The organism is Thioclava sp. F42-5 (assembly GCF_002213195.1).
Classification (GTDB): domain Bacteria; phylum Pseudomonadota; class Alphaproteobacteria; order Rhodobacterales; family Rhodobacteraceae; genus Thioclava; species Thioclava nitratireducens.
Genome location: NZ_NBNZ01000001.1, coordinates 54,267 through 77,640, shown reverse-complemented (window position 1 = coordinate 77,640; position 23,374 = coordinate 54,267). Strand labels below are relative to the sequence as shown.

Annotated in this window: 23 protein-coding genes and 1 pseudogene; 18 read left to right on the top strand and 6 right to left on the bottom strand. The window is 63.4% G+C overall.

The genetic code is table 11. From position 1 onward, the window contains the following. Nucleotides 1-85: 85 nt before the first annotated feature. From B6V74_RS00365 to B6V74_RS00350, 4 genes are all read right to left on the bottom strand, one after another. Complete coding sequence (locus tag B6V74_RS00365; protein ID WP_168184160.1) at nucleotides 86-871, bottom strand: outer membrane beta-barrel protein; 786 nt, start codon at nucleotides 869-871, stop codon at nucleotides 86-88. A gap of 149 nt (nucleotides 872-1,020) precedes the next feature. After that, on the bottom strand, nucleotides 1,021-1,854 hold the full coding sequence (locus tag B6V74_RS00360) for a hypothetical protein (protein WP_088721654.1): 834 nt from the start codon (nucleotides 1,852-1,854) through the stop codon (nucleotides 1,021-1,023). A gap of 88 nt (nucleotides 1,855-1,942) precedes the next feature. Further along, the gene (locus tag B6V74_RS00355; protein ID WP_088721653.1) at nucleotides 1,943-2,698 is read right to left on the bottom strand and encodes a hypothetical protein; all 756 of its coding nucleotides are present in this window, start codon (nucleotides 2,696-2,698) and stop codon (nucleotides 1,943-1,945) included. A gap of 232 nt (nucleotides 2,699-2,930) precedes the next feature. Next, entirely contained in the window at nucleotides 2,931-3,821 is an 891-nt protein-coding gene (locus tag B6V74_RS00350) for a LysR family transcriptional regulator (protein WP_088718754.1), read from the bottom strand. Nucleotides 3,822-3,929: 108 nt separating this feature from the next. On the opposite strand from B6V74_RS00350, the gene B6V74_RS00345 reads away from it, so the two are divergent. The 11 genes from B6V74_RS00345 (at nucleotide 3,930) to B6V74_RS00295 (ending at nucleotide 14,653) form a co-directional block, all read left to right on the top strand. Continuing rightward, entirely contained in the window at nucleotides 3,930-4,952 is a 1,023-nt protein-coding gene (locus B6V74_RS00345; RefSeq protein WP_075774700.1) for a D-cysteine desulfhydrase, read from the top strand. A gap of 4 nt (nucleotides 4,953-4,956) precedes the next feature. After that, nucleotides 4,957-6,165 (top strand): aminotransferase class I/II-fold pyridoxal phosphate-dependent enzyme, encoded by a 1,209-nt coding sequence (locus B6V74_RS00340; protein WP_088721652.1) that lies wholly within the window; start codon nucleotides 4,957-4,959, stop codon nucleotides 6,163-6,165. Further along, entirely contained in the window at nucleotides 6,162-6,884 is a 723-nt protein-coding gene (locus B6V74_RS00335) for an amino acid racemase (RefSeq protein ID WP_088721651.1), read from the top strand. Before B6V74_RS00340 ends, B6V74_RS00335 begins: the two co-directional genes overlap by 4 nt. Nucleotides 6,885-6,934: 50 nt before the next feature. Then, nucleotides 6,935-7,924: a taurine ABC transporter substrate-binding protein gene (gene tauA / locus B6V74_RS00330; protein WP_088718750.1), complete on the top strand. Its 990-nt coding sequence runs from the start codon at nucleotides 6,935-6,937 to the stop codon at nucleotides 7,922-7,924. A gap of 64 nt (nucleotides 7,925-7,988) precedes the next feature. Further along, nucleotides 7,989-8,777, top strand: a complete 789-nt coding sequence (locus B6V74_RS00325; RefSeq protein WP_075774704.1) for an ATP-binding cassette domain-containing protein — start codon at nucleotides 7,989-7,991, stop codon at nucleotides 8,775-8,777. Continuing rightward, nucleotides 8,774-9,643, top strand: coding sequence for an ABC transporter permease subunit (locus tag B6V74_RS00320; protein WP_088721650.1), 870 nt, complete (start codon nucleotides 8,774-8,776; stop codon nucleotides 9,641-9,643). Before B6V74_RS00325 ends, B6V74_RS00320 begins: the two co-directional genes overlap by 4 nt. A gap of 14 nt (nucleotides 9,644-9,657) precedes the next feature. After that, nucleotides 9,658-10,968 (top strand): histidinol dehydrogenase, encoded by a 1,311-nt coding sequence (gene hisD, locus B6V74_RS00315; RefSeq protein WP_088721649.1) that lies wholly within the window; start codon nucleotides 9,658-9,660, stop codon nucleotides 10,966-10,968. A gap of 31 nt (nucleotides 10,969-10,999) precedes the next feature. Further along, entirely contained in the window at nucleotides 11,000-11,764 is a 765-nt protein-coding gene (locus B6V74_RS00310) for an alpha/beta fold hydrolase (protein WP_088721648.1), read from the top strand. A gap of 399 nt (nucleotides 11,765-12,163) precedes the next feature. Beyond that, a complete protein-coding gene (locus B6V74_RS00305) occupies nucleotides 12,164-12,292 on the top strand; it encodes a F0F1 ATP synthase subunit gamma (RefSeq protein ID WP_206185165.1) in 129 nt (42 codons plus the stop codon). A gap of 14 nt (nucleotides 12,293-12,306) precedes the next feature. Next, nucleotides 12,307-13,305: an LOG family protein gene (locus B6V74_RS00300; RefSeq protein WP_088721646.1), complete on the top strand. Its 999-nt coding sequence runs from the start codon at nucleotides 12,307-12,309 to the stop codon at nucleotides 13,303-13,305. Further along, a complete protein-coding gene (locus tag B6V74_RS00295) occupies nucleotides 13,274-14,653 on the top strand; it encodes an MBL fold metallo-hydrolase (protein ID WP_088721645.1) in 1,380 nt (459 codons plus the stop codon). Before B6V74_RS00300 ends, B6V74_RS00295 begins: the two co-directional genes overlap by 32 nt. 6 nt (nucleotides 14,654-14,659) lie before the next feature. On the opposite strand, the gene B6V74_RS00290 is transcribed toward B6V74_RS00295, so the two are convergent. Continuing rightward, complete coding sequence (locus tag B6V74_RS00290) at nucleotides 14,660-15,580, bottom strand: endonuclease/exonuclease/phosphatase family protein (protein WP_088721644.1); 921 nt, start codon at nucleotides 15,578-15,580, stop codon at nucleotides 14,660-14,662. Between the two features lie 115 nt (nucleotides 15,581-15,695). Continuing rightward, nucleotides 15,696-16,055 carry a hypothetical protein gene (locus B6V74_RS19105; RefSeq protein WP_240497023.1) on the bottom strand — a complete coding sequence of 120 codons (360 nt, stop codon included), beginning with the start codon at nucleotides 16,053-16,055 and terminating at the stop codon, nucleotides 15,696-15,698. A gap of 179 nt (nucleotides 16,056-16,234) precedes the next feature. On the opposite strand from B6V74_RS19105, the gene B6V74_RS00280 reads away from it, so the two are divergent. From B6V74_RS00280 to B6V74_RS00250, 7 genes and pseudogenes are all read left to right on the top strand, one after another. After that, on the top strand, nucleotides 16,235-18,277 hold the full coding sequence (locus B6V74_RS00280; protein ID WP_088721643.1) for an ATP-binding protein: 2,043 nt from the start codon (nucleotides 16,235-16,237) through the stop codon (nucleotides 18,275-18,277). Between the two features lie 216 nt (nucleotides 18,278-18,493). Further along, nucleotides 18,494-19,369 (top strand): STAS domain-containing protein, encoded by an 876-nt coding sequence (locus tag B6V74_RS00275; RefSeq protein WP_075774712.1) that lies wholly within the window; start codon nucleotides 18,494-18,496, stop codon nucleotides 19,367-19,369. Between the two features lie 10 nt (nucleotides 19,370-19,379). Continuing rightward, on the top strand, nucleotides 19,380-19,724 hold the full coding sequence (locus B6V74_RS00270) for an STAS domain-containing protein (protein ID WP_232621759.1): 345 nt from the start codon (nucleotides 19,380-19,382) through the stop codon (nucleotides 19,722-19,724). Continuing rightward, nucleotides 19,717-20,136, top strand: a complete 420-nt coding sequence (locus B6V74_RS00265) for an ATP-binding protein (RefSeq protein ID WP_240497022.1) — start codon at nucleotides 19,717-19,719, stop codon at nucleotides 20,134-20,136. The genes B6V74_RS00270 and B6V74_RS00265 overlap by 8 nt, the downstream gene beginning before the upstream one ends. After that, nucleotides 20,133-21,167, top strand: a complete 1,035-nt coding sequence (locus tag B6V74_RS00260) for an ATP-binding SpoIIE family protein phosphatase (RefSeq protein ID WP_088721642.1) — start codon at nucleotides 20,133-20,135, stop codon at nucleotides 21,165-21,167. Before B6V74_RS00265 ends, B6V74_RS00260 begins: the two co-directional genes overlap by 4 nt. Next, complete coding sequence (locus B6V74_RS00255) at nucleotides 21,146-22,276, top strand: ATP-binding protein (RefSeq protein WP_088721641.1); 1,131 nt, start codon at nucleotides 21,146-21,148, stop codon at nucleotides 22,274-22,276. Before B6V74_RS00260 ends, B6V74_RS00255 begins: the two co-directional genes overlap by 22 nt. Nucleotides 22,277-22,363: 87 nt before the next feature. Further along, nucleotides 22,364-22,647 (top strand): annotated as a pseudogene (locus B6V74_RS00250) (transposase); the annotation flags it as partial. Nucleotides 22,648-23,374: the final 727 nt, after the last annotated feature.

The following is a 23,374-nucleotide window of genomic DNA, read 5'->3' as shown; positions in this document are numbered from 1 at the left end:
CCGTATCTGGCGGAGCTGCTTTATCGGAAGTCCTGCGGGGGGCTGGATAGGGCTGCAAGCAGTCCGGCACCCCCCGCAAGAAGCCTCAGAGCCGCTGCAGCGGGATGCGCAGGCTGATCGAAAGCACATGCGCGTCGTTCTCGAAGGTCAATGGAGCGACCGGCGATTCACCACTCGTCAGCGGCGTGCTGCCGCCCTTCGCGGTCCCGAAGCTGTAATAGCGATAGGACATCTCGAGGATCGCCGGATGCTTGCCGGGAGCCGTCAGTTGGTAGGCCATGCCGATGCCGAGCGAATAGGCGAAATCGCCGTGGGTGTCGCCCGAGAAGGTCCGGTCTACGGGATTCTTCGCGGTATTCGTCCGCGTCCAGTCGCTGACCTTGTTGTTGGCGTAACCAAGCCCCGCCACGACGAAAGGATGCAGGCGGGAATTGACGCCCATCTGCTCGAACGGGGAATAGTAGAGATTACCCATCACCGCGCTGGTCGAAACCGAAGCCGAAGTGATGTCGGCATGCTCGCCGCTGGTCGTGTGCGGACCGGTCGTCGTGGCCGAGCCAGTCGTGAGGACGCTGACATCACCGCGGAAGCCGTTCATCCAGTCATAGCCGAAGGCGATCTCTCCGAAGCCACTCGTATCGTTGCTCAGGTTGAAATCGATCCGCGGATCGGACTGTCCGGGCGGGAGCCAGTGCTCGTCGGAGGGTCGGGTGTTTGCGACCCCGAGCCCGAAGCGTACGTAAGGTCCGTAAGTGACGCTTGCCGTGCCCACCTTGAAGAAGTTGGCCGAGTCTTGTGCCGTAGCAGCCGCCGGGGCCGCAAGGCTGAAGACAAGGGCGCAGGCCGCAGCCAGCTTCGTTGAAAATTCCATCTCGATGCCTCTCTGTCCGTCTTTAGTCATTCGCCGGGTCGGATATCCCCATGTCGCGGGATAATGATCTCCGAACCGTGCAAGCAGAAGTGAAATTCTCTGCCCACGCTTTACGCGAGGGCAGAGTGTTGCCTAGGTTCCATAGAGTCTCAGCCGTCATGCCCGGCGAGAACCGCGATCCGCACCGCTTCGGCTTGCGCGGCGAGACTGGTCGCTGCCGCGCCCGTCACCGGCTGGCCGAGAATGGTCGTCACCGCCGTCACCGTGGCGGCCGTGATCGGCACGGTCTTGTCCGAGGCCGTGCCCAGGAAAATCGCCTCCAGCGTCGCGGTGTTGTTCGTCACCCCGAGACTCGAGAGCGCCGAGCTGCCATCCAGCGTGTCCTTGAGAAGGGCGAGGTTTTGCAGTGGCGAGTCGATGAAAGAGACGTTGTCCCAGTTCAGCGAAAGCTGGTCGATCGCCTGATTGAGCGGCAGGTTGTAGAACGAAACCATGGTCGGCGAAATCGTCGCCAGGGCTTCCTCATAGGCGCGCTGAAGCACGTGATCGGGTGAACGCGCCACGTTCAGCCGCCCGAGCTCGACCTCCGGAATTCCTTCGCTGGACCAGACGGGCTTGGTGCCGCGCGTGCCCGACGGGGTGCCGGCTTGCGGACCCTTGCCCTCGGAATCGGGGCCGGGGCCGCCCTGACCCTGCCCGGAAGAGCCGCTGGCGCCGCCATGGCCGCCGCTCTCCTCATGCGTGCCGTCGTCCTCGTGGCCGCCGCTGCTCGAGCCATGGCCAGCCTCGCCGGTCTTGCCCTTCTGCTGGCCGCCATCCGTGTGATCGCCATCGGTATGCGAGCCGCTGTCCTGCGCAAGAGCGCTCGGCACGGACAGATGGAATGTTCCGAAGGTCGGGCCGGGCTGCACGGTAAAGCCCAGCCCCGCGATGAGCGCGATGCCGGCTACGGTCGTTGCGCGTTTTGCAGTCTTGCGTGTCATGACTGCCTCCTTGTTATGTTGGAAATGGGTCTGTCGACCCGGACCCCGCGCCGACGGGCGGGTCCGGGCTTTTGCGTTTCAGATGCGATCAGCCGTGCCCGGCGAGGATCGCGATGCGAACGGCCTCGGCATCTGCAGCGAGGGATGCCGCTGCGGTGCCCGTCACCGGAACCCCGAGGATCTGCGTCACCGCGATTACCGTATCGGTCGAGATCGGGACGGTCTTGTCCGACGCCGCGCCGAGGAAGATCGCCGCGAGCGTGTCGGCATCATTCGAGACGCCGGAACTCGCGAGCGGCGTCGAGCCGTCGAGCGTTGCCTGAAGAAGGCCGAGGTTCTGCAACGGCGAGTCGATGAAGCTCACGTTGTCCCAGTTCAGCGAAAGCTCCTCGATCGCCTTGTCCAGCGACAGGTTGTAGAAGGAGACCATCTCGGGCGAGATCGACGCGAGTGCTTCTTCATAGGCCTGATCGATTACGTGCTCGGGCGAGCGCGCGACGTTCAGACGACCGAGTTCGACCTCCGGAATTCCTTCCTGCGACCAGGTCGGCTTGCCGCCGCCCGAAGAGGAGGGGGCGCCTGCCTGCGGCCCCTTGCCGTCGGAATCTTCTCCCGGGCCGCCTTGTCCCTGACCTTGCGATTGCCCGGTCTGAGCGCCTTTGCTGCCCTGACCCTGACCGCCTTGATTTCCCTTGCCGGTCCCTTGGCCGCCGGACTCCTGTGCATTGGCCGCGAAGCTTAGCGGACCGGTGACCGGTGCCTGCCATGCGATCGCGACTCCCAGCGCCGCTGCAAGAGCGACGAGCGAGACGCGAGATTTGCCCGTGAACAATGGATTACGCATTTCATCTTCCTCCACTTTGATGACGCATGGAACCCGCGTCGATCAGAGAAAATCACAGGAGAAGAGAGCGAACTTTGATTCCTATCAATATGATGAATATTTCTATCTAACCGCGTCACAGACCGACTCCGTGCTTCTCGATCCTCGTCTGCCACGATCGAGGTTGCGACCGCACTTCATGGATCTCGGCGGCAAGTTCCGGGCAATTTGGCGCCTGAGCGACGACCGGCTTTCAAGACCTGAGCGACGACCAGAAAGTCTCTTCCGCGAGGTTGTAATTGCCTTGCAGGCGCATCGCCTTGATTTGCAATTCGCAGACCGGAAGTTCCGTGGAGAGATCGACCAGATGTCCCGCCGTGATCGGCTCCAGCGCGAGCGATTCCGGGACCCACGCGACCCCCATGCCGATCACCGCCATCTCGACCGCCGCCAGCGTCAGTGCCGTCTCGACCTTGGGCGCATAGCGGATCGCCGGGCTGAGATAGGGCAGGATGCTGCGCTCCATCACTTGGCCGAAGAAAACGTCCGAGGGGTAGGCGATGTAAGGCGTCTCTACGGGACCGGCGCCCTCGGGCGCGGCTTTCGGTAGGCTGGAGTTGAAGACCGGGATCAGCCGGTCGGTGCCGATCGTGATCTCCTCGAGAAAATCGGCACGGGCGTCGTCTCTTTCGTCCGGCGTGCGGTAGACGATCGCGACATTGGCCTGCCGCGAGAGCAGTAGCCCCGTGCAGGCGTCGAGATTGGCCGAGCGCAGGCGGACATATATCCCCTCGCGCTCTGTCGGCATCTTGCGCAGGATCGATGGTATATGCCCGGTGGTCAGCGAGTGCTGGCAGGCGATCACCACGCGGTTGCTTGCCACGCTGTCGCCGCGCCGCAGATCGGCGACGAGCTGACGCAGCCCGTTCGACAGCTGCATGATTTGCTCTCGCTGTGCCCGCGTCGTCGGCTTGAGACGGATCGGCTTGTGCGAGCGGTCGAACAATTCGACGCCGACGAAATCCTCGATCTGCTTAATTCGGCGCGAGAATGCGGATTGCGTGAGCATCCTGCGCTCGGCTGCGCCGCTGAAAGATCCCGTATCCTCGATCGCGAGGATGTCTTCGAGCCATTCCAGTCGCATATCGCCCCTAACTTGCAAGAAGTGCAAAACATATCAAGAATTTCGAATTTGCATAGGGGATTGATCTGCGCAACGCTCGATACAGACAAGTTACCCAAGGAACTCCATATGCATCTCGCTCGCTTTCCCCGCGTTCACCTGGCGCATCTGCCGACCCCTCTCGAAAAGCTTGATCGCCTCTCGAAAGAGCTGGGCGGGCCGGAAATCTGGATCAAGCGGGACGACTGCACGGGCCTGTCGACCGGTGGCAACAAGACGCGCAAGCTGGAATTTCTGATGGCCGAGGCGCAGGCGATGGGCGCCGATACCGTGATGACCCAGGGCGCGACCCAGTCGAACCACGCACGCCAGACGGCGGCGGCTGCGGCGAAGCTCGGGATGGCCTGCCATATCCTGCTTGAGGATCGCACCGGCTCGAACGACGCCAATTACAACGAGAACGGCAACGTGCTTCTCGACCATCTGCATGGGGCGACGACGTCGAAACGGGCGGGCGGCAAGGACATGCAGGCCGAGATGGAGGCGGTCGCCGAGAAGCTGCGCGGCGAGGGCCGGACGGTCTACGTCATTCCCGGCGGTGGCTCCAACGCGACCGGCGCGCTCGGCTATGTGAACTGCGCCTTCGAACTGGTCGGGCAGGCGAATGACCGCGGGCTGGTGATCGACCATATCGCGACGGCGACCGGCTCGGCGGGCACGCAGGCCGGGCTGATCACCGGACTCAAGGCGATCAATGCCGGGATCCCGCTGACGGGGTTCGGGGTGCGCGCGCCGAAGGACAAGCAGGAGGCCAATGTCTTCGCGTTGGCGCAGAAGACCGCCGAGAAGCTGGGCTGCCCCGGTGTGGTGGCCCGCGAGGACGTGGTGGCCGATTGCAGCTATGTCGGCGAGGGTTACGGCATCCCGCGAGAGGATACGCTGGAGGCGATCCGCATGTTCGCGCAGCTCGAAGGGATCCTTCTCGATCCGGTCTATTCCGGCAAGGGCGCGGCCGGGCTGATCGACTATTGCCGCAAGGGGCATTTCAAGAAAGGCGAGCGCGTGGTCTTCCTGCATACCGGCGGCGCCGCGGCGCTGTTCGGCTACGAGACCGTCTTTGCCGAGGCCAACAAAGCCCTCGTGGTGGCCTGAGATCATGATCCGGCCGCGCTTCTCCAAGAGCTTCACCCAGCAGCCCCCGATCCCCGAGGAGGGGATCGAGGCGGCCGTGGCGGTGATGCGCTCGGGGCGGCTGCATCGCTACAACCATGCACCCGGCGAGGCGAGCGAGGTGGTGGAGCTGGAGCGCGAATACGCGCAATGGCAGGGCGCGCGCTATTGCCTCGCGGTGGCTTCGGGCGGACAGGCGATGCAGATCGCCCTGCGCGCCGCGGGGGTGATGCCGGGCGATCGCGTGCTGACCAACGCCTTCACGCTCGCCCCGGTGCCGGGCGCGATCGCGGCGGTGGGGGGCGTCCCGGTTCTGGTCGAGATCACCGAGGATCTGGTGCTCGACCTCGAAGCGCTGGCGACGAAGGCTGCGCAAAGCGGCGCGCGGCACCTTCTGCTGTCGCATATGCGCGGTCACCTGTGCGACATGGACCGTCTGATGGAGATCGCGACGGCGCATGGGCTGAGCGTGATCGAGGATTGCGCCCACACGATGGGGGCGCGGTGGAACGGTCGGTTGTCCGGCTCTTTCGGGCTGGCGGGGTGTTTCAGCACCCAGACCTACAAGCACATGAATTCCGGCGAGGGAGGCTTGCTGACCTCGGATGACGCCGAATTCATGGCGCGCGCGACGGTCCTGTCGGGCTCCTACATGAACTACGAGAGCCATGGGGCAGGGCCCGCGCCCGAGATCTACGACAAGATCCGGCTGGAGACGCCCAACATGTCCGCCCGGATGGACAATCTGCGCGCGGCGATCCTGCGCCCGCAGCTTCGCCAGCTGGAACAGAGTGTTGCCGCGTGGAACGCGCGCTACGATCTGGTGGCCGATGGGCTGACGCGCTCGCCCGCGATCTGCCTGCCGCGTCGACCGAAGGCGGAATTCTATGTCGGCTCCTCGATCCAGTTTCGGGTGCCCGGCCTTGCGCCTTCCGAGGCCGAGGTCCTGATCGCGCGGCTTGCGGAGGCGGGGGTCGAGGTGAAATGGTTCGGGGCCGATCAGCCCCGGGGCTTCACCTCCGATCATCGCAGCTGGCGCTACGTCGCCGCGCAGGAGCTGCCCCAGACCGATGCGGTTCTCGCCAGCCTCTTCGATATGCGCCTGCCGCTGACGTTCAGCCTCGAGGATTGCGCGCATCTCGCAGGTCACATCGTCGATGCAGTCGAGAGCGTCCGCGCCAGGGTGAGCGCATGATGCGGCGGGTCGGAATTCTGGGCGGCATGGGACCGGAGGCGACGATCCTGGTTATGCAGAAGGTTCTGGCCAGCGTGACGGCGCGCGACGATGCCGATCATGTGCCGCTGATCGTGGATCAGAACCCGCAGGTCCCCTCGCGTATCCGCCACCTGATCGAAGGTACGGGCGAAGATCCGGGCCCGGTTCTCGCCGACATGGCGCGCCGGCTGGTGGCAGGCGGGGCGCAGGCTCTCGCGATCCCCTGCAACACCGCGCATCACTACCTGCCCGCGATCCGCGCGGCGGTCGACGTGCCGGTGCTCGACATGGTGGAGCTGTCGGTTGCCCGGGCCGCACGCTTGGCCGGGCAGGGTGGTAGGGTCGGCGTTCTTGGCTCACCCGCGCTGCGCAAGGTGAAACTCTTCGATTCAGCCGCAGCGCGACACGGGCTGGACCTGCGCTACAGCGAGGCGGAAGACGATCTTCTGGCTGCGATCCGCCAGATCAAGGCGGACGGCCCGCAACCGGGCGCGCGCGAAAAACTGGCGGCCGCCTCGAGCGCGTTGTTCGAGCGCGGCGCAACTGTGCAGATGATCGCCTGCACCGAATTTTCGCTTATTCCGGAGGCAGTCTGTCCCCGGGCGGACGTATTTGACACGCTCGACGAGCTGGTCAGTGCTATCGTCGCCTTTGCGACCGCACCGGCGGAGGGGCGCAGCGATAGTGGAACGCGATAACCATCAAAGCGAGAGATACATCTCGCAATGTTACCAACGGAGGTTCTGACATGAACAAATTCAACAAGATGATGATGACGGCGGCGGCCGCGCTGACGCTCTCGACGTCCGCGCTCTGGGCCGAGACGATGACGATCGGGACGTTCAGCGATCCGACCCCGATGAACGCCGCGCGCGCCGAAAAGGCTTTCGAGAAGGCCACCGGCTGGACGATCGAATGGCGGGTGTTCAACTCGGGCACCGACGTGATCGCAGCCATGGCCTCGGGTGACGTCGAGGTCGCGGAACTTGGCTCCTCGCCGCTGGCGATCGCCGCGAGCCAGGGCGTCGACCTGCAAATGTTCATGGTGTCCTACGCGATCGGCGATTCCGAGAGCCTGATCGCGCATAACGGCTCGGGCATCAAATCGCTGGAAGATCTGAAGGGCAAGCGCGTCGCGGTGCCGGTGGGCTCCACCGCGCATTACTCGCTGATGGGCGCGATTTCCCATGCCGGGATGAAGGAATCCGATCTGACCATCATCTCGATGCCGCCGGACCAGATCGCCGCCGCATGGGATCAGGGCACGATCGACGCCGCTTTCATCTGGCCGCCGGTGCAGACAAATATCCTCGAGACCGGCAGCCGTATCGTGAGCGCCGCCCAAACCGCGAAATGGGGCTATCCGACCTTCAACGCATGGACCGTGAACACCAAGTTCGCCGAGTCCCACGAGAAGGAAATGGTGGCCTTCGCCAAGGCGATGAACGCGGCGAACAAGGCCTATCTGGACGATCCCTCGGCCTGGACGCCCGATAACGAGAAGGTCAAGGAGATCGCCAGCGTGACCGGCGCGGGCGCCGACCAGATCCCCGGCATTCTCAAGGGCTACACCTTCGTGCCGCTGTCCGAACAAGTCAGCGACACCTGGCTTGGCAATGCCGCGAACATCATGAAATCGACCGCGGAATTCCTGAAATCCGCGGGCCGCATCGACAGTGTCGCCGACGATTACTCGGCCTTCGTGAATACGAAGATCGCCGAAGACGCCCTGAAGTGAAACAGTCTTTCCTGCCCGGGTATACGATCCGGGCAGGACCAAGAAACCGAGAGGGAGCAGCGACGTGGGATTAAATGTCGAGGACGTATCGGTCGTCTATCCAGCGGCGGATGGTCGCCCGCCCGTCGAGGCCTTGAGCCGGATCAACCTGACAATCGAGGACGATGAATTCGTCGTGGCGCTCGGCGCATCGGGGTGTGGGAAATCCACGCTTCTCAACCTGATCGCGGGGTTTCTGTCGCCGTCCTCGGGGGCGCTGATGCTCGATGGCGAGCAGGTCTCCGGCCCGGGCGCGGACCGCGCGGTGGTGTTTCAGAAACACGCGCTCCTGCCTTGGCTGAACGTTTTGGACAACGTGGCTTTCGGCCTGCAGATCCAGGGCGTCGCCGAGGCCGAGCGCAAGAAGGTCGCCAACAGGTTCCTGAGCATGCTCGGGCTCGACGGGTTTCAGGGCGCACCGGTGTACTCGCTTTCCGGCGGGATGCAGCAGCGCGTCGGCATCGCCCGCGCGCTTACCTGCGATCCGCGCGTTCTGCTGATGGACGAGCCGCTGGGCGCGCTCGACGCGCTGACCCGCGAAAAGGCGCAGGAACTGATCCTGAACATCTGGAACGACACCCATAAATCGGTCTTCTTCATCACGCATAGCGTGGAGGAAGCACTGTTCATGGGCACCAAGCTGGTGGTCATGTCGCCGCGCCCGGGGCGGATCACCCACGTATTCGACCTGCCGTTCTCGCGGCAGTTTCTCGATGGGATGCCCGCCCGACAGGTGAAGGCCTCCCCGAAATTCATCGAACTTCGCGAAGAAGTCCTGAAGATCATCTTCGCCGACGAAGAGGCCGCGGCATGACGGAGCAAACAACTCAAACCCCGACGAAACCGCCCGGACTTTGGGCGCGGATTTCCCGCTCGCGCGCGACCAAGCCCGGCCAGACCTACGGCGTCCCGGGGCAGGGCAATACGCTGTGGCTCTCGATTGGCTCGATCCTGTTTTTCTTCTTCGTCTGGTGGCTCGTGACCTTCATGGGCTGGGTGAAGCCGCTCTTCGTGCCCTCGCCGATGGCGATCGTGTCGAAGTTTCTCTCGGTCTGGAGCGACGGCTATACTGGCACCTCGTTTCTCGATCACGTAGTGATCTCGACCGTGCGAGTCTTCGGCGCCTTCCTGCTGGCTTGCGTGATCGGGATTCCGTTGGGGCTCGCGATGGGGATGAGCCCGATCATGCGCGGCATTTTCGACCCGCCGATCGAGTTCTACCGGCCGATTCCGCCGCTCGCCTACCTGCCGCTGATGATCATCTGGTTCGGCATCGGCGAGACCTCCAAGGTCCTGCTGATCTTCCTGTCGGTCTTCGCGCCGGTCGTGCTGGGGGCGCGCTCTGGCGTGAAATCCGCCGCGATCGAGCAGATCCACGCCGCCTATTCCTTCGGTGCGACACGCTGGCAGGTGATGCGCCATGTCATCATGCCCTCCGCGATGCCGGAGATCCTGACGGCGATGCGGATCGGGGTCGGCTTCGGCTGGACCACGCTGGTCGCCGCGGAGATGGTCGCCTCGACCAAGGGGCTTGGCTACATGGTGCTCTCCGCCAGCCAGTTCCTGCAGACACCGGTCGTGATCATGGGGATCTTCGTGATCGCCGCGATCGCCTTCGCTTTCGATCTCTTGATGCGCTTCGTCGAGCGTCGCCTCGTGCCCTGGAAGGGCAGAATGTAACGGGAAGAACCACCATGATCTACTTGAAGAAAGCCGTCCGGACAGCCGAGACGGATCAGGAAGGCGTGCATGACATCGTCTCGAAGATGCTGGCGAAGATCGCGGCCGGCGGCGAGGACGCGGCGCGTCACTATGCAAGAGAACTCGACAAATGGACCGGCCAGATCGTCGTCACCCCGGAGCAGCGCGCCGCCGCCAGCGCCGCCGTGCCCGAGCAGCTCAAGGCCGATATCCAGTTTGCCCATAACAACGTGCGCCGCTTCGCCGAGGCGCAGCGCGCGACGGTCACCGATTGCACGATCGAGATACTTCCGGGCCTGACCGCCGGGCAGAAGCAGATCCCGGTCTCGGCCACCGGTTGCTACGTGCCCGGCGGGCGCTACAGCCACGTTGCCAGCGCGATCATGACGATCACCACTGCCAAGGTCGCGGGCGTGCCCCACATCACCGCCTGTTCGCCGCCGCGGCCCGGTCTCGGCATCCCGCCCGCGATCCTCTACGCGATGGACCTGTGCGGCGCCGACGTGATCCTTTCGATGGGCGGCGTGCAGGGGGTGGCCGCGATGGCCAATGGTCTGTTCGGCCTGCCAAAGGCGGATATCCTCGTCGGACCCGGCAACCAATATGTCGCTGAGGCCAAGCGGATCCTCTTCGGCCAGATCGGCATCGACATGTTCGCTGGCCCGACCGACAGCATGGTGATCGCCGATGCGACGGCGGATCCCGAGATGGTCGCCTATGATCTGGTGGGGCAGGCGGAGCATGGCTACAACTCGCCCGTCTGGCTCGTCACCTCCGATCGCGCTCTGGCCGATCAGGTCATGCGCCTCGTGCCGGAGCAGATAGAGACCCTGCCGGAACTCAATCGCCACAGCGCGAAAGCGTCCTGGGCGGATTTCGCGGAAGTCATCCTGTGCGACGGCGCCGAGGAGATGGCGCGGTTCGCCGATCAACTCGCGCCCGAGCATCTGCACGTGCAGTGTCGGGATCTCGACTGGTGGCTGGCCCGGCTGAAATCCTACGGCTCGCTGTTTCTCGGCGAAGAGACGACCGTAGCCTTCGGTGACAAGACATCGGGCCCCAATCATGTGCTGCCGACCTCTGGGGCCGCGCGCTACACTGGCGGGCTCTCGGTGCACAAGTTCATGAAGACGATCACTTGGCAGCGCGCCACCCGCGAGGCGGCCCGACCGCTCGCGGAGGCGACGGCACGAATCTCGCGGCTCGAAGGGATGGAGGGGCATGCGCGGTCCGCCGATATCCGGCTCTCCAAGTTCTTCCCCGAGGAACATTTCGACCTGCGTCCGGCGCAGGTCCAGGGCTGACGCGGAGCGCGGACGGAGAAGGGAGGCAGGGATGCCGGAATTGTCCTTCACCCGGGCAGGCAACGGGCCGCCCCTCGTCCTCGTGCACGGCTATCTCGGCGGCAGCGCAATGTGGGACGCGCAGCTTGCGCATTTCAGCCCGTTCCGCGATGTCATATGTCCCGATCTCGCGGGGTTCGGGGCAAGCGCAGCGCTGGAGGCGCCCGAGAGCATCGAAGGTCACGCGCGCATGGTGCTCGGACTTCTCGACCGGCTCGAGGTCGAGCGCTTCGATCTTCTCGGCCATTCGATGGGCGGCATGGTCGTGCAGGAGATGATCCGGCTGGCCCCCGCGCGCATCCGCAAGCTGATACTCTACGGCACCGGGCCGCGCGGCGTGATGCCGGGGCGGTTCGAGACGATCGCGCAATCCCGTGAACGGCTTCTGCGCGACGGGGTGCCCGCGACCGCGCGGCGGATCGCGGCGACATGGTTCCGGCAGGGAGAGGCGGCGGAGGGTTTTCCGCTCTGCCTGTCGCTCGGGCAGAAGGCGCGCCAGCAGGCCGCACTCGCAAGCCTCACGGCCTGGGAAGCTTGGGATGGCACGCCCGCTCTTGGCGCGATTGCAAGCCCGACCCTCGTCCTTTGGGGCAGCCGCGACCGCTCCTATGACTGGACGCAGCCCGAAGCGCTCTGGCGCGGCATCCCGGGGGCGGATCTCGCCGTGATGCCCGGCTGCGCGCATAACGTTCACATGGAGAAACCGGACCGGTTCAACAGGCTGGTCGGCGATTTCCTGGATGCGGCAGACTTTTAGCAGGACGCTGAAATCGCCGCGCCGCGACGGGAAGCCGGAAAACAGAAAGCCCAGAGCGAACTCTGGGCTTTGATCTTTGAAATCAATCTCTTGCGAGAACTTTGGCTGCCGGCGGTAAGGAGTTGATCGGTCTTGCCTTCATGCTTAAGGCATTGCATGCGTTATTGTTTTTCTGCGTGGCCTCTTGGTTTTTGCTACATCTGGGTGTTCCAGGGCTAGATATTCGAATTCGGCGCGACAGGGAATTTTTCGGTAGTCCGCACAGGTGATTAAGCCAATAAATCTCCCGGGTTGATAGAAGGGTCGGCCTAGCGATTTCACCGTCGCCCGCAGCAGGAGCACCCCGCCGCTACCGTGGCCGGATTTTACTCCGCCGTTGACAAGGCCCGGATGCGCGCAATGATCGCCGCTCATGACAATACCTCCGACACGCTGACCGAGCTGATCCAAACCTCGCGCAGCCTGCGGCAGGACGAAATCACCGAGGAGATCGTGGAGCTTGCCACCGCAAGCCCGCCGGTTCGGTAATCGAGGAGGAGCCGATGTCGGAGACAATCGAAGGGGAACGCACCAAGCCCCAGCCCGCCGATGACGTGGCGCGCGAGGTCGATCTGCCGTGGTGCGAGCCCAAGCCCAGCCACGAGGATGTCCGCGCCCCCGATCTGACCCGCGAGATCATGGCGCATCCGAATTACTTGCAGGCCGATGAGGATGTCGATTTCCTCAACCGCGACGACATGCGCGGCGCGCGCCTGCAGCTCGATTACCAGAAGGCCGAGACGCTGCTGCGCGAACAGGGCATCGCCCATTCGATCGTGGTCTTCGGCGGCACCCGGATCCCCGAACCGCAAGCCGCGCATGAGAAGCTGGCCGAGATGGAGGCCCGCAGCGCGGCCGATCCGGGCAATGACGATCTGACGCGACGCGTCGAGATTGCCAGACGCGTCGCCGCGAAAAGTCGCTATTACGACGTCGCCCGCGAATTTGGCCGGATCGTCGGTGCGCGCGAGGGCCCGCATGGCAACCGGCTGGTGATCGTCACCGGCGGCGGGCCGGGGATGATGGAGGCCGCCAATCGCGGCGCCTATGATGCGGGCGCGCGCACGGTGGGGCTCAATATCACGCTCCCGCACGAGCAATTCCCCAACCCCTACATCACGCCCGGCCTGTGTTTCCGCTTCCGCTATTTCGCCCTGCGCAAGCTGCATTTCCTGATGCGCGCGCGGGCGCTCGTGGTGTTTCCGGGCGGCTATGGCACGCTCGACGAACTGTTCGAGACGCTCACGCTGATCCAGACCCGCAAGATCCGCCCGCTGCCGGTGATCCTTGTCGGGCGCGAGTATTGGAGCCGGGTCTTCGATCCGGATTTCCTTGTGGAGGAGGGGGTGATCGACCCCGAGGACCGCGACCTGTTCTGGTATGCCGAAAGCGCCGAGGAGATCTGGGAGGATATCGGGCGTTGGTATGCGCAGTTCGGTCGCAATATCGACGAACCAATGGGAGGAGAGGATGAAGATTTCATTTCACGGTGCCGCGCATGAGGTGACGGGCTCCTGCCATCTCGTCGAATGCGCGGGGCGCAAGATCCTGATCGATTGCGGCATGTTCCAGGGCCGCTCGGAACTGGTCGAAGACAACGCCGCGAAATTCGGCTTCGAGCCCTCAGAGATCGACATGGTATTGCTGACCCATGCCCATCTCGATCACTGCGGGCGGCTCCCGCTTCTGGTCAAGCGCGGCTTCAAGGGCGAGATCATCGCGACCTCGGCCACGCGCGATCTGGCGCGACTGGTGATGCTCGACGCGGCGCATCTGCAAGAGGAAGAGGCGCGCCGTCATCACCGCCATGGGCGGCGCGGCGGGTCGCGTGAGGCGCTTTACGACACGATGGATGCGCTCGACGCGGTCGATCGGTTCGGGCGCAACGCGACTTATCGCAAGACGCTATCGCTGTTTGACGGGATCGAGGCGACCTTTTTCGACGCGGGCCATATCCTCGGCTCGGCCTCGATCCGGCTTGACCTGACCGAGCATGGCCGCAGCCGAAAGGTTCTGTTCTCGGGCGATCTGGGCCCCGACAATCGTCCGCTTCTCAACGATGCCGACCCGCCGGAGGATGCAGATATCGTGGTGATGGAAACCACCTATGGCGAGCGCGACCATCGCGGGCTCGAGGCCTCGATCGCGGAATTCCTCGCCGCGATCCGCGCGACCACGGGGCGGGGCGGCAATGTCATCATCCCGACCTTCGCGCTGGAGCGTGCGCAGGAGTTGCTGTGGTTCCTGCGCGAGGGGATGGCCTCGGGCGAGATCGAGAAATCGCTGCGGGTGTTCCTCGACTCTCCGATGGCGATCTCCGCGACCCGGATCTTCGCGCGCCATGACGAGGCGCTGCGCCCGGAACTGGCCAATATCATCCACAAGGGGCGCGACCCGTTCCAGCTGCCCGAGCTGCATTTCACCCGCGAGACGCAGGATTCGATCGCACTCAACGAGATCCGCTCGGGCGCGGTGATCATGGCGGGTTCGGGGATGTGCACGGGCGGGCGCGTGCGCCACCACCTGCGCCACAATCTCGCGCGGCAAGAAAGCGCGGTGATCTTCGTGGGTTACGCCGCCGAAGGGACGCTCGCGCGGATCATCGTGGACGGGGCGAAACATGTGAAACTCTTCGGCGAGGAGATCCCGGTGCGTGCGCAGATCCACACGATCAACGGCTTTTCCGCCCATGCCGACCAGAGCGATCTGAAACGCTGGCTGGCCCGCACCCGCCACCCGGAAAAGATCTTCCTCGTGCATGGCGAGAAGAAGTCGATGGAGGTCTTCGCGAAAGGGCTCGACCCGGCGAAGGTCGTTATGCCCGAGCTGCATCAGAGCTTCGAGCTCTAGCCGCGCTCACAGCCCCGGCAGGTCGATCGCGACGGCCGCGTGATCGCTTGCATGGGGGCGGTGGCGGCCGATGCCGGGCAGGCGCTCGCCCTGATAGCGGGCGGCCTCGGTGCCCAAGCCCTTGCGCAAGATACGCGGCACCGCATCGGGGTAGCGCGCGGCGAGCGCGGGCGAGGCGAACAGCACATCGGGGCAATGGTAGCGCGCCGAATGGGGGTCGTAATAGGTCCAGCGTTCGGGCCGGGGCATCCGCGCCATCAGATCCACGCTGAACCCGTGTTCAAGCGGCGCCGTCGCGCGGGGCAGAGGTAGCTCGGAGTCGTCGGGTTCGTTGAGATCGCCAAGGATCAGCCAGAGCGCTTCGGCCGGATTGTCGAAGTGCTGCTCGATCAGCGCCCGCGTCGCCAGCGCCTCGAGGTGCCGGGTGCGCCAGGCGGCGGCCTCGTCGGGGTAGGGCGATTTGAAATGCGTGATGAACAGCGTCAGCGCGCCCACTTCGACCATCAGGCAATCGCGCCGGAAGATTGGCATCTCGGGATCGACGCCCTCGGGCAGATCCAGCCCCAGATCGCCCGGCGTCAGCGCGGCGTGACTGCGCACCGCTCCCAGCTTCCGGCGCGACAGCACCGCCAAATCGAGCCCGCGCCCGTCATTGCCCGGCAGGCAGACCCGCTCGGGGTAAGGCCGTGTGCCGGTGGGCAGCAGGTAGCGCGCGTGGAAGTGCTCCAGGGTCGCGAGGTCGAACACCTCTTGCAGCGCGACCAGATCGGCGTCGATCCCGGCGAGCAGATCGGCCGTCAACCGCCGGTCGATCGGATCGAGGCGTGGGTCCTCGGGGTCGTCGCTGTCCCAAGCCCCATGCAGCCGCCCTAGCTCCCGGTTCGGTAGCAGGCGCATGTTTTGGGTGTTGAGGCTCGCGATCCGCATCTTGGCGTCAGCATCGCATGGGCGGGGCGGTTTGGAACAGCGCGAATGCGTCCGTTGATCCTCCCCCAATGAAGCGGTCCGCCGTTATCTTTAGGGAAACGGAGGATCAGCATGGCTACGAAGCGACACAAGCCGGAAGAGATTGCCACGAAGCTGCGGCGATCACGGGGGCAAAGCCTTGCAAGAGCTTGAGCGCGAGGCAGCGGGTCGCATCTTCGACACGCAGGTCGCTCGGATCGGTGAACATCGCCCGAACCGCGCTTTGGATCGTCTCCGGCGATGCGGACAGCGCAATGGCATTATCACCGGATTTCGACATTTTGGCCTTGCCGTCGACACCGGGCAACCGGCCTGACTTGGGGATGATTGCCCTAGCCTCGGCCAGCACGGCGCAACCTGTCACTGCGTTGATGCGCCGCGCCTTCTCGGGATCATGGGCGTTGTGGGTTAACGCGTGCCAAATGGCCCTTCCCACATTTGTCGCGCGAGATTAGCTGCTGGATGAGTGTTGGCGGGGCGTTTTTGCGTGCTTTTGTTTCTGCCCCATTTGGGCCAAATGCTGTTTGTAAGATTCACAAAAAGCTCTAACTATTGCGCTCGTTCAGAAAACCCAATCTGCATTGGACCGATTAAGTGAATTCGCAAGACGCTTTGATGCCGGGAGCACGCGGCGCCGAGGACCAAACTGCTCCTGACGCTGGCTACAAGGCCTTGATGGAGTTGATCGATGACGGGTTCTGCGTCATCCAGTTCATCGACGGTCCCAGAGGACCACTTAGCGACTACGTCCATATCGAAGCCAATTCCGGTTACGAGAGGCATACCGGGATTGACGGCATTGTCGGCAAGACCGTTTTCGATGTCGCTCCGCAAGATGGGGACGAGTGGGTGAAAATCTACGGCGAAGTGCTCAGAACCGGGGAGCCTCTGAGGTTCGAGCGCGAATTCGTTGAGGTCGGGCGGCACATCGAGGTCTCTGCGAGGCGGGTGGAGCCCGCAAGCAAAGCTCAGGTCGCGGTTCTCTTTCGCGATATCACGGATCGCAAACAGAAGGAGCGCGAGCTACGCGAAAGCCAGCGGCGCGCGGAAAAGAACGCGCGTCACGTCGCGCGAGCGCTCTCGGCCGGGGCGATCCTGGGCACTTGGGTCTGGTATCTCGACAGCGAAACCTTCGACCTCGATGACGACTTTTCCCGCAGCATGGGGCTCGACCCCGCGCGGGCTGTCGAAGGCCTGACCATCGAGCAGATTGTCGTAAACGTGCACGAGGACGACAAGCCGGGTCTGATGGCGGCGATCGACCGCGCGACGCAGCAGACGACGCCTTACGCGCATCAGTTCCGTGTCCGGCGGGCCGACGGGCGCTATCACTGGGTCGAAGCCAACGGCCGGATGGAATCGCAAACACCGCGCATTTTCGCAGGCGTTCTGATGGATCTCGATGATCGGCGCGCCATTCTCGAGGAGCGCGACAAGGCGGCCGCGGCGCTGTCTCAGCTGAATGAGACTCTGGAGCAGCGCGTCGAAGAGCAGACCGCGAAACTGATGCAGCAGGAGGAGAAACTCCGGCAGGCCCAGAAAATGGAGGCCGTGGGGCAATTGACCGGCGGTCTCGCTCACGACTTCAACAATCTCCTCACCGCGATTTCGGGATCCCTCGAATTCGTCGCGAAGCGCCTTGAAGACGGGCGTCCCGAGGAAATCCTGCGTTATCTGGAAGCCGCGCAATCGTCGACCGAACGTGCCGCAGGCGTCACCCAGCGCTTGCTTTCCTTCTCGCGTCAGCAGTCGCTCATGCCCAAGCCCACCGACGTACCCCAGCTGGTGCACGGTATGGAGGACCTGTTGCGGCACACGATCGGGCCGCACATCTTGATCAGAACGGAGCACAGCGCAGCGCCTTGGCCCGCGATGGTCGATCCGAACCAGCTCGAGAGTGCGCTGCTAAATCTTTGCATCAATTCGCGCGATGCCATGCCCGACGGTGGCACGATCACGATCAGCACGGCCAACGAAGTCATACAAGATGGACATTCGGAACTTCAGCCCGGTAACTACCTGCGCCTTTCCGTGCGTGACACCGGAACGGGGATGTCCGCAGAAGAGATATCGAAAGCGTTCGATCCTTATTTTACCACCAAGCCCAGCGGTAAAGGCACCGGCTTGGGCCTCTCGATGGTCTATGGGTTTGCGCGGCAAAGCGGCGGATGCGCTACGATCGAAGCCGATTGCGGTGTGGGAACGACAGTGAACATCTTTCTGCCGCGCTCTACGGCGGCGATCGAGTTCCCCACTGCGCAGCGTCCGGTGGCAGAGGCTCCGGCCGCGAGCGCCGATCACTCGATCCTCGTGGTCGATGACGAAGTCATCGTGCGCTTCGTCGTGGTGGAGGCCTTGGAAGAGGCTGGGTTCACTGTCTACGAAGCCGGGAACGCGGCTGACGGCCTCGCGTTGCTGCACGAACAGCCGGGGGTGTCGGTTCTGCTGACGGATATCGGCTTGCCCGGCGGGATGACGGGTCGTGAACTCGCATCCCGGGCGAAAGAGTCCCGCGAAGACCTGAAAATCATATTCATGACCGGATATGACGAAGAGGCCGCGACAGGGCCGGCTCAGGTCGACGCCGAAGTCCTTTTGAAACCGTTTGATTTCGACGAGATGGTGCATCGCGTGAAGAGGCTCTCTGGGCTCAGCTGAGTGATGCGGTTCGTCACGAACGGTGTTCGGCGCATTCGCTTTTGCGATTTCGAGTCACAGGGACGTCGGTTCCATTGACCGGTTTGCAAGATCGCAGTGCCCGTGGACGTCGACGATCAGGGGCTTGTCCTCGGGGCAAGATTGAAGACCATGCGTTGACTTTGCCGCAGCTAATTGGCTTACCTGTTTTATTCATAAGAACGGGAGTTCCTGCACATGCCGCAGACAGCGACGGCAAATATCCTGACCATACTCGAAACTGATTTCTCAGGTGTCGTCGAGGAGTGGCTTGGCACTCAGGTGAAAGAGGGCGTGAAACGCTCGGACCTGTTCTCCGACTCCGAGAGTCGTGCGCAGAACCAGGAACTTCTGAAAGCCTTCACCAAGGGTATCCGTGCCGGCGTCGTAAACGAAGAGTTCAGCCTGGACGACGACGAATGGGAAGACCTGCGTGCCGTCCTCGCAGACGTCAGCAAGGAGCGCGTCGGCCGTGGCGTCACGCCGACCGAGATGGCGACATTCGTGCTCGCCCTCAAAGCTCCGCTGTTCAAGCGGCTCGAGGCGATGACGGATGTCGAAAGCGGGAAGCTTATCAGCGACGTGCTGATGGTGACCCGTCTCGTCGATGCTTTCGCGATTTACACCAACGAGATCTTCATCGGCGAGCGCGACCAGATCATAGAGCGCCAACGTCAGGAAATGCTCGAGCTGTCGACCCCGGTGGTCGAACTCTGGGATCGCGTTCTCACGCTGCCGCTGATCGGCACTCTGGATTCCGCCCGGGCGCAGGAGGTCATGGAGAACCTGTTGCAGACCATTCTCGAGCGGCAGGCCGAGGTGGTGATCATGGACATTACCGGTGTCGGCACGGTCGACACGCAGGTGGCGCAGCACCTTTTGCGGGCCGCGGCCGCCGTGCGCCTGATGGGCGCGGAATGCATCATCAGCGGCATCAGCCCGATGATCGCGCAGACCATGGTGCAGCTCGGCATCGACGTGGGCACCGTGTCCACCCGGTCCAGCATCCGCACGGCCCTGGCCGATGCATTGCAGAAGGTCGGCTACGTCATCAAAACCAGCGAGGTCTCCTGACGTGTCGGGTGTGACGTCCATAAACCTGGTCGAGAACGCGCTTCTGGTCTCCATTCAGGACGACGTCACCGATACGGAAATCGTGGAACTGCAGGACACGCTCTCCAACCGGATCGCCAAGGAGAACGTCAAGGGCGTGATCCTCGACATCAGTTCGCTGGAGATCGTCGATACCTTCGTCGGGCGCGTCATTGCCCAGCTCGCTGGCATTTCCAAGCTGCTGGCCGCGGAAACCTACGTTGTCGGGATGCGTCCAGCGGTTGCGGTGACCTTGGTCGAACTGGGGATGTATCTGCCCGAGACCCGCACGGCGCTCAGCCTGACCCATGCACTCACTCAGTTGCGGCGTGCCTGATCCAAACGAAACATCCAGCAGACCAGCCGTCGCGGAGATAACGCTTGCGACCAGCCGCGATGTGGTCGCTGCGCGTCAGGCCGTCGCTCGAATTCTCAAGGAGCGCGGGCTGTCGGCGGTGCGGATCACCCGTTTTGCGACGGCTGTGAGCGAAATCACTCGCAACGCAATCGTGCACGGAGGCGGCGGCAAGATTTCAATTTATCTCGACGACCGTTCCGAGTATCTGCGCGTCGAATGCCGCGACGAGGGGCCGGGAATCGAAAACGTAACGCTGGCCATGTCCGACGGTTACACGACCGCGGGAGGCCTCGGCAGAGGGCTCGGCGGCGCCAAGCGCCTTTCACACGGGTTCGAGGTCCGCTCTGCCCCCGGCAAGGGCACAACCGTTTCCATGAGCGTGAAGCTATGAACCAGTGGGTGGAAATTGATGATCGCAGTGCCGTGGCAGTCGTTCGGCGGCTCGCGCGGCGCCATGGGGTCGCGATCGGTCTTCCCGAGACACGCGTCGGCGAACTCGCGATCGTGGCTACGGAGGCCGCGACCAACATGCTGCGCTACGCAGAGCGCGGGCGAGCCCTGATCGAACTTGTGCGCCAGCCCGGTTCCGACGTCATCAACATGATCTTCACGGATCGAGGGCCGGGGATCTCGGATATCGACCGGATGTTCCAAGATGGCGAAAGCTCGACTGACTCCGCCGGTCTCGGGCTCGGGGCGATCGTGCGCCTCTCGGATACGTTCGACATTTTCAGTTCGCCGGACACCGGAACGACGATCGTATGCACCTTCGGCGGGAAAAGCAGCGGTGCTGATTGCGGCGTCGAAGCGGTGGGGCTGCGTGTTTGCCACCCGAACGAAGACACCTGCGGCGACGACTTTCAGATCCGGCAGACCCCGCGGGCGACCGATGTGTTGCTCTGCGACGGCCTTGGGCATGGCCCCGCCGCCGCCGAAGCCGCCAGCGAGGTGATCGCAGCTGCAGGCGCCGCGGGCGGGCTTTCGTCGGAGCCAGGTAAGCTGATGCGCCAGATTACCGAGCGGCTGGTCGGTCGACGCGGGGCGGTGGTAGCTCTGATGCATGTCGCACAGCCGCAGATGGAGCTACGTTACGCGGCGCTTGGCAATATCTCGACCTTGCTGATCGGCGCGAAAGGTATCAGGCGGCTGGCGGTACGCGACGGTCGCATCGGTGGCGCGGCGTCTCATGGCTACGAGGAAGCCGTGCAGCTGGAGGCGGGGGACATGGTGATCCTGCATAGCGACGGTTTGAAAACCTTGCGGGAGGCGCATTTTCCGCCCGGATTGCTGAAGAAAAGCCCGCTGTTGATCGCCGGATTTCTTCTGGATCGCGCGTTCCGCGGGCGCGATGATGCGAGCATCGTCGTCATGCGCATAAACCGGGGAGGCGACCAGTTACCATGGCAAAACTCACCACCGTGACCCTTGAGAAGAGCGCCGACGTGGCCCGGCTGCGCGATGTCGCCATGACGCTCACCAACGTCCTGCAATTCGGCGCGTTCGAGCGCACACGGGCCGTCACCGCCGTCGTCGAACTCGGTCGCAATGCAATCGAACATGGGCAGAAGGGACGCGCGACCTTCTCGCTCACCGAGGTGGAAGGCAAACCGGCACTCGGGCTTCTCGTGACCGACCAGGGGCGCGGCATCCCGAAGGAGAAACTTCAGCCGGATGGGGCGCCTTCCTCCTCGACGGGGATGGGGCTGGGACTGCGCGGCGTGCAGCGCATCGCAACGCGTTTCGATGTCGAGACCGGTCACGAAGGAACTCGGATCGAGGCGGTTTTCCGCTCGTCGGCAAATCTGTCGGCGGATGCCCGGCTCATCGAACAGGCGACAGAAGCGCTAAACGATCTCAGCATGAAGGACCCGACAGCGGCCCTCAGCGAACAGAACCGCGAACTCTCGGAGGGGATCACCGAACGCGACCTGCTGATGCAGGAGCTACACCACCGGACCGGCAATAACCTCGCGCTCATCGCCGCGCTCATTCGTATGAGCAAGTCGCGGGCCCAACACCCGGAGACCCAGCAGGTTCTGACCGAACTCGAAGTCCGTGTCGGGGCGCTCTCCAAGGCCCACGAATTGATGCAGCGCGGGAAGGAGACCGGAAAGGTGGATCTCGCGCAGATGGCTGCCGAAGTCGCGAGAACTTCGGAGCGTGCGTTCAGCGGCGAAAGCCTCGACGCCAATATCGAGGTGACCTGCGCGGAGCTGATGCTCGACAGCAAGCTCGCTATCGACATTGGGCTCATCATCGGAGAGCTCATCACCAATGCGTTCAAATATGCCTTTACCGGCAGGGAGAGCGGAACCATTCGCGTCGACGTCTCCGGCGACCTGCAAAGCGGGATCGCCTTGGTCGTCTCTGACAACGGCATCGGCTTGCCGTCGGATGCGGAGCGCCCGGAACGGTCGAATTCACTCGGCTGGCGCCTGATCCGGACCCTGACGTTCCAGCATGACGCGACGCTGACCGTGGACGGCTCCGACGGGCTGCGCGTCTGTATCAAGTTTCCGGCACAAAGCTAAATTTCGGCTCTGATCGTCTTCAGGAATACGCCTGCTTCCCGATGATCAGGATCGTGCGACGATTTCAAGCAAGATGCCGTCGCGCAGATCACGGAGAGGGTCTACCCGGTCAGAGAGGTGGCCGAGCGCTTGGGTGTGAGCCAATGCTCCCTCTGCCCCTGGAGGAAGAAGTTCTCGAAAGCGTCGGCTAGCGACGCGGAGACGGATGCCGAGATCTGTCGGCTGAAGAAGGAACTGGCACGGGTCTCGGAGGAGCGCGACATCCTAGAAATGGTTACCGCTTATTTCGCCAGGGATGCAAAGTGAGATACGCGTTCGCGGCCGAGCATCGCGGGCAGTTCGTCGTCAGAGCCATGTGCCGCGGCCTTCGTCGGTCCGTGCCGCGTTTGTGCCTTTGGGAAGCCGGAAAAAAGAAAGCCCAGAGCGAGCTCTGGGCTTTTCTCTTTGAAATCAGTCTCTTGCGAGAGATTTGGCTCCGGCGGTAGGGCTTGAAGTTCGCCCCGCTAAGCCTTGATTTCAAAGGGAATTTTCCGGTCCGTATTGCGGCGCGGTGCTCCGTTCGTGTCCGTTTTGTGCCACGGAGGTGCCCCGAAGGCAATAGCGGCAAACCCATCGAGAAATACCACGCCTCAGATAGAGCGAACGCCTCAGGGGGGATCCTGCCGTCGTCCAGCCTGTAGAGTGGGTCACAGTGCGACTGGGCTCTTGCCGGATCGAGCTATCGCGGGGTCTCACGAATGTGGGCTTGGGGCGTTATAAGTTGACCGGACGCAGCCTCGCCTTCTCCAGGATTTTTTGATCTGGGATATTTGGAGTGAGCCAACCGACCTGAACGCTATCGAGAACACCATAGCCCGGTTTCAGGAGACGCTCGGCAGCACGTGTCGAGCAGCTTAGTTCCGAGATGCGGTGTCGCCTCGAAGATCGAGTTCTGATCCGTAGAAGCTATGAGTGTCTCAGTTCGCCGAGGCCATCTTCCTGTTTGCTCCGCGCGCGGCTCAGCGAGAAATCTTCGACTTGAAATTTGGGGCAAGAAACGTCCATGCCCTGCGGGCCAATTCAGATCACTGGCATTGACCGCTTCCCGAAGCTCGCTCT